Annotated in this window: 6 protein-coding genes and 1 pseudogene; 1 reads left to right on the top strand and 6 read right to left on the bottom strand. The window is 45.8% G+C overall.

Annotated elements, in window-relative coordinates:
• Together V6C93_RS15705 and V6C93_RS15700 are read right to left on the bottom strand one after the other, a co-directional pair.
• A pseudogene (locus V6C93_RS15705) lies at positions 1-244 on the bottom strand (Uma2 family endonuclease); the annotation flags it as partial.
• A 243-nt stretch (positions 245-487) separates the two neighbouring features.
• On the bottom strand, positions 488-1,255 hold the full coding sequence (locus tag V6C93_RS15700; RefSeq protein WP_333477604.1) for a 4'-phosphopantetheinyl transferase family protein: 768 nt from the start codon (positions 1,253-1,255) through the stop codon (positions 488-490).
• A 299-nt stretch (positions 1,256-1,554) separates the two neighbouring features.
• On the opposite strand from V6C93_RS15700, the gene V6C93_RS15695 reads away from it, so the two are divergent.
• The gene (locus tag V6C93_RS15695) at positions 1,555-3,243 is read left to right on the top strand and encodes an NAD(P)-binding protein (RefSeq protein ID WP_333477603.1); all 1,689 of its coding nucleotides are present in this window, start codon (positions 1,555-1,557) and stop codon (positions 3,241-3,243) included.
• Between the two features lie 277 nt (positions 3,244-3,520).
• On the opposite strand, the gene V6C93_RS15690 is transcribed toward V6C93_RS15695, so the two are convergent.
• The 4 genes from V6C93_RS15690 to V6C93_RS15675 form a co-directional block, all read right to left on the bottom strand.
• Positions 3,521-3,883, bottom strand: a complete 363-nt coding sequence (locus V6C93_RS15690) for a hypothetical protein (RefSeq protein ID WP_333477602.1) — start codon at positions 3,881-3,883, stop codon at positions 3,521-3,523.
• Between the two features lie 313 nt (positions 3,884-4,196).
• Positions 4,197-5,069: an MBL fold metallo-hydrolase gene (locus V6C93_RS15685; RefSeq protein ID WP_333477601.1), complete on the bottom strand. Its 873-nt coding sequence runs from the start codon at positions 5,067-5,069 to the stop codon at positions 4,197-4,199.
• Between the two features lie 220 nt (positions 5,070-5,289).
• Positions 5,290-6,273 carry a glycosyltransferase family 2 protein gene (locus tag V6C93_RS15680; RefSeq protein WP_333477600.1) on the bottom strand — a complete coding sequence of 328 codons (984 nt, stop codon included), beginning with the start codon at positions 6,271-6,273 and terminating at the stop codon, positions 5,290-5,292.
• Between the two features lie 179 nt (positions 6,274-6,452).
• Positions 6,453-6,552, bottom strand: a 100-nt coding sequence (locus V6C93_RS15675) for a peptidoglycan-binding domain-containing protein (RefSeq protein ID WP_333477606.1), incomplete at its 5' end; no start/stop codon positions are given.

Genomic DNA, 6,552 nt, shown 5'->3' with positions numbered 1-6,552 from the left:
GCTCAACCCCTAAACTCAAAAATCCATCGGGGACAACAGGCACCAACGGACTTACGCCTGTTGTGTGATAAATTCCCATATCTACACCAAAAAACCAATCCGAGCGATTTCCCCAGATAAATTTGAGTAGAAATAATAGTAAGTTCGGAATAAAATTTTGATTCTCGTTATCCACAGGTGTATCGTCTGAACAAGGCAGTTCATCGCTGGTTGGTAGGCACAGCTTAGGGTCAGATTGTACCATCGCTCACACTCCTAATAAATCTTTGTATCTTCAATCTTAAACCCTCATTTTTTTGTGAGCGATCGCTTCTTTAATTTCAGCTAAATAATGAGCTATACCCTACCCTAAAGGTTGTGAAGCAGTTTGCTAAGTTGGCAATATAGCAGCCCTCAGTTGCATAAAGTACATCAGAAGAATCAAAGCCTCTCTCCTACGAGGAGAGAGGTTTGGAGAGAGGTTAGAATGTACCGCATCTGATTGATGCTACTCAAAGTTCAGATACTCTATATTCCAACCCTGTCCTTCTACTGCCAAAGCAGCCATATAACCGGGTGATGGTGTCAGTTGATACACAGACCAATGAGAAGCTGCCTCTTGGTCTCCTTGGATACTCAGTAATGTGGCGGGTTCTCCCGGAGTTAAGGAAACCTCAACCCCATCCAGTCCAGGTAATCCATCACCGATCGCTTTCAGGTAAGCTTCTTTGCAAGTCCAAGCTTGGAAAAATACTTCTTGCTTCTGCTCCTCAGGTAGGGAACTGATTACAGCAAATTCACGAGGACAGAAGAAGCGTTTCGCTAGTTCCTCGACTTTGGGCATGGGGCGCATGTATTCGAGATCGATGCCCACATAGGGAGCATGTGCGATCGGCTTCGCCGGTGCCCCTTGGGCAATTGCATATAAAGCCAATCCGTTGGAGTGAGACAAGTTAAACGCAACAATCTCTCCGATGTCAGTATTGGCAAGTGCTGGTTTGCCACGAGAACTATAAGAAAACTGAAGCTGAGCTGGCTCTAAGTTTAAATAACGACCTAGGATTGTTCGTAAAATCCCACGACCAGCAATAAAGTGCCTCCTATCCTTCTCAAAGTAAAAGCGATCGGCTCTGTTGTGCTCGTCTGGAGAGAGGGTTTGTGCGAACGCCTGAATCTGTGATTCTGGTAAATCAAGGTTAGTACGCCAGACGTGGACAACATCTTTCGATAACATCAAATTTGTCGATGGGGAATGCCACAAAGGCTCGTGTGCCATCACGGGTGCTCAACTGTGTTTATCCAACTCAAAAGAAAGCTTGCTCATAGATTGTAGAGCTTTCTTTCTATCTCACCTCGTGCCTGGGTTTGTGTCGAGAGAATCTCTTTGAGGCTAGAGTGGCTACTCCAATCCGCAATTAGGAGCCTCTGCCTCATCTTCCACCTCACTCCTGTCCTCCCTCTCCCTTGTTCTTATAGCCGTGGTGTTTTCAGCTACAGTACTCAAGAGCGAACCTATATAAAAATAGGGGTTTAACCTACACAAGGCAGCAGTCCGTCTGCCAACAAAGCTGATTCATGAAACCCCGCATCATTGTTTGTGGCTTGGGTCGCACTGGATATAAAATTTTTGCCCTACTTAGGCAGCAGGGAGCAGCTGTGGTTGGCATACATCACAAACCTCTTCTGGGAGAAGAAGAGGATATCGTGATCGGAGATTTACGCTCAGCCTCTACCCTACAACGTGCTGGGATTCAGACTGCCAAAACCTTGGTTCTGGCGAGTAACGACGATGCGTTGAATCTGGCAATCCTGACCCAGGCAAGAATTCTCAATCCCCGAATTCGCATCATTAATCGGTTGTTTAATAGCGGCTTGGGCGATCGCCTCGATCAGACTCTTCCTGACCATGTTAGTCTGAGTGTGTCTGCCTTGGCGGCACCCGTATTTGCCTTTGCCGCACTGGGAAATAAAGCGATCGGGCAACTGCGGCTGTTTCATCAAACCTGGCCTATTTATGAAGAAGTGATCCATCAAAACCACCCCTGGATTGGGCGCTGTTTGAGCGATCTGTGGGATGACCGATCGCGGATGCTAATTTACTACCTCCCCGTAAAAGGTCGAGTGGCACTGGTATCAGCTGTGATAGAGGGAAGGAAGTTGCAAGTTGGCGATCGCTTAATTATCGGTACTCAACCCAATGTACGCAGCCGTCGCAAATCCTGGCTGCGAAAACTCCTCAAAGTTCTTACCAACCTGCGACAGTTTCACAATCACGCTCAACCCATCTTGGTGGTGACGCTCACTCTTTTTGTGATGATTTTCCTGGCGACACTCACCTATGTTTGTTTTGACGGACATATATCGGTTGTCGATGCTCTGTATTTCTCCGTCGGTTTGATTACCGGCGCAGGTGGTCAAGAACAGGTCGTAGAAAAGGCTCCCGACAGCATTAAGCTTTTTACTGTAGTGATGATGCTGGTAGGAGCCGGAGTGATTGGGATTTGCTACGCTCTGATCAACGATTTTGTCTTAGGAAGCCGATTCAAACAGTTTTGGGATGCTGCCAGGGTGCCAGCACGAAATCACTACATTATCTGTGGACTGGGCGGTGTTGGTGTTCAGATTGTCAACCAACTGCATTCTCACGGACATGAGGTTGTTGTCATCGAGCATGACCTGAATAACCGTTTCCTCACCATTGTCCGTTCTCAGGGAATCCCAGTCATTCACGGAGAAGCCAGTTTATCAGCCACACTCACAGCGGCTAACGTCCAGCGAGCTGAAGCGCTCTTAGCTGTCACCAGCGACGATACCGCCAACTTACAAATCGCCCTCTCTGCCAAAAGTAGTGCCCCAAAATTGCCAGTGGTGGTGCGCAATCAAGACCCACACTTTTCGCAGATGGTGTCGCAGGTTTTTGAATTTCAATCCGTGCTGTGTCCAGCCGAATTAGCCACTCCTTCCTTTGCCGCTGCCGCTTTGGGAGGGCGAATTTTGGGCAATGGGATGACAGGTGATACCCTTTGGGTTGCTTTAGGCACCTTGATTACTCCCGAACATCCCTTTTGTGGACGCCGTGTTAGAGAGGTTGCGATCGATGCTGACTTCGTACCCTTGTATATCGAAACCAACCGCCGAACCATTCATGGCTGGGATTTGTTAGAGACTTACCTCAGCGCAGGTGAGGTTCTGTATCTCACCATACCCGCTTCTGGTTTAGATCAGTTATGGCGGGTGACACCCTCTCAGTTGATTGCTAGTTGATGAGTACTCAGCCAGCTATATAGACTTGACAAAAATGCTGAAAGTGCCAACTATAGCGTTTCTCGGACTCATGATGTACATCCTAATTGTGCTATTTCATGTCACACAAAGAAGAGAGAAAAATTGACTGTACATCACAAGCATGAGAATTGCTAGATGCTGGCGATCGCTCTCAACAATAAGGCTCAGATCTTCGGGTTCTCTCTTTTAGCCTCTGCCATAGAGTGTCCTCAGTCCTGAGCCTAGCTTTTTTCGTAGTACTTCACACTTTCCAAGACTAGAAAAAACCTACCAGGAACGTGGCAGTTATCAAGAAGAAAGCAAAGATGAAGAGCAAACCAGGCAGGTTCAACCAATGTTCAACTTCCCCTGATTCTTGAGGCCAATCTTCCTCTTCAAATCGCATCTGCCGAATTGCATCAGAAATTTGTTTCGCATCCCTGACATGGTGTAAAGCCTTGGTTTCACCATTAGGATATTTCACGATAAAGTAAGTAGGAACTTGGAGATAGTCACCTGTAATGTCAGGTGCATCCACAGCCAACTGCTTTGCTTTTTCCTCAAGCGTTTGAGGTTCTTGGGGAATTATGTCACCCGGATTGACTGTTAAGTACCTTCCTCTTGCTGCATAGCCTACCATAAAAGCCTCCACTACCGCAGAAATTTTGCAGTGGGTTTATTCTAATAAAATCGCAAAAAATTCTCTATTCTTCAATAAGATATTTAATGAAAATTTTTAATACTTAAATTTTTAAATTGGGTGATCCTTATTCTTAGATTTTTCTTTAATTAAAATCAACAAAATTATTACGAAACATGTCTAATAAAGGACGAACAAGTCATGCTTCCCAGTTTTAAAAAGCCCCCAATAAACCCAGCGGCATTTACAGCACTGAGTAAGGGGGTTCTTTTTTAGAGTGCGTTATCTACGACAAATGAACTTACGCTTATTCTCAGTTGGTTTCCATCCAAGCGATACACTGGCGCATCTGCTGGCGCATGGTTTCTGCATCGGTATGGTAGCGGCGTCCATGTCCCGGTAATACCCACTCGAATGAGTAGTTAGCGAGTTTTCGCATGGACTTAAGCTGTTCAGACCAGGAGTACCAGCAGAAGTCTCGGAAGGCAACGAGTTGATTTAATTCTTCATCCCAAGCCAGATGGTCGCCCGTGAACAGAAATTTATTGTTGTGCAGTAGAACAGTGTGCCCTTTGCTGTGACCGGGAACTGGGATAATCAGTAGGTCTGGAGCTAACTCCATAGGTTCAAAACCACTCAGCTGAATTTCCACGTCACGAGTCCCACTGGTGATGTCATCGCTATGCAGGATTCGCTTGCACCCGAAATGCTCAGCATACTTTTGATGATCGGCAACATCATCCCGGTGCGTCAGGTACATATAACGTACTCCACCCATCTCCTCTAAGCGCTTGACGAGTGGTGGTGCAAAGCGGGGTGAATCCACTAAAACATTACCGTCCGGGTGTTGAATGAAGTAGCTGGTAGCTGCGTAGGAACTCTCAGAGTGATAGCCGCAATGGTAGACATTGTCCTCTACGAGGATAGGGAAACTCTGCTGAGCGGCTTTGATATCTTTAGGCGTTTCAACCGTACCAATCGAAGAAGTGGGACAAGCTAATAGTGCCTGGAGCGATCGCAAGCGTTCCGTCTCGGATATGGGTTGATGATACACCGCAGACTGTCCCCCCGCCTCATGAAACACCTCCGGAACCATCCATCGGCAAGTATCACAATCAATACAGGTGCTATCGACGTAAAAGTCACCGCTGACGTTTTGAGAGCGGCGTTGATTAAGATGAGCCATTTTTTAAACTTTAGAATTTAACCCTTCTTCTAAATCATACTCATTACGACTATGATTTGTGTGAAGTCGATAGTTCATCTGTACGGTACATCACGATGAACCGAACTCAGAGCTCTGCCGCTTGTACTGCTACGCCTTGAATTAGCAATATGAAGTGGACGGTTAAACAGAAACGTAAATTCCTTAAAACCTTAACCCCTTTCCCCCAAAACCCATCAAGCTAAGACGAGTGAACTGTGTGATTAACGGTTGGAGATGAGTCGAAACCATAGGTTTCTCGCACCAAGTAAAGAGGGCGTCCCTTGACCTCTTCATAGACACGACCTAAATATTCACCAATAACGCCCAAGCTAACCAGCTGTACTCCTCCCAAGAAGAGAACCGCCACCATGATTGAGGCATAACCAGGAAGGTCAGCTCCAAAAAGTAAAGTGCGAAGGACTAAAAAGCTTGCGTAGAAGAATGAAGGTATGGCAACTAAAAGACCCATGTAGCTCCAGACTTTTAAAGGAAGGAGGCTAAAGGACGTAATCCCATCCAAGGCCAAGTTCCAAAGTCGCCAATAATTCCATTTCGTTTCTCCCTGATGACGGAATGGGCGATCGAATAGAACGGACGTTTGTTTGTAACCCACCCAGGCAAACAAACCTTTCATAAAGCGATTGCGCTCCGGCAGTTGTTTGATAGCTTCTACAACGCAGCGATCAAGTAAACGAAAATCTCCGGTATCGCGTGGAATCGTTACACGGCTGATGCTATCAATAATTCGGTAAAAAGCATTCGCGGTGAAGCGCTTGAGCCAGCTCTCTCCTTGGCGGGAACGACGAGTTGCATAGACGACATCATAGCCCTCATGCCACTTTTCCACCAGTTCTTCGATTAATTCGGGTGGGTCTTGTAAATCAGCATCAATGGGTACGACTGCCTCGCCATTGGCATGATCTAGACCTGCACTCAGAGCAATCTCTTTGCCATAATTTCGAGACAAATTGACAACTTTAATTCTAGTGTCTTGATGATGATGCTCTATCAAACAGCCAAGCGTATTGTCTCGACTACCATCATTCACACAAATGATCTCATAGGTCATGTTGAGACGATTCAGGACAGACCTTAATCGCTCAAATAGATAATCAACATTCAGCTCCTCATTGTAAAGAGGAACAACGACAGAAAGTTTAACAGCACCTGAATTGGGAGGCATAGTGTAAGATTAATGAGCTACCAGGAATACCCCAGCCAAAATATATCACTTACACAAATTACAGAAATTCCTGAAACAGGATGATGTTTTTAAGTCGATTGTTGATAGATTGGATTTTGAGGATGAAAGTGCCAATTATTTATGGTTCTGTTGAAAGGCTCACCCTATCCTTAGTCCTGTCAGGTAAGATTCAACTCTGTCCAAGTTCTTTCACCAACAATCCCATCTGTAATTAAACCTTTAGACTTCTGAAATGCAACTACAGCCGCTTTCGTTGCA

The sequence above is a fragment of the Allocoleopsis sp. genome (assembly GCF_036703385.1).
Taxonomy (GTDB): domain Bacteria; phylum Cyanobacteriota; class Cyanobacteriia; order Cyanobacteriales; family Coleofasciculaceae; genus Allocoleopsis.
Note: the sequence above shows the minus strand (reverse complement) of the source record. Positions and strands in the feature narration are given on the sequence as shown.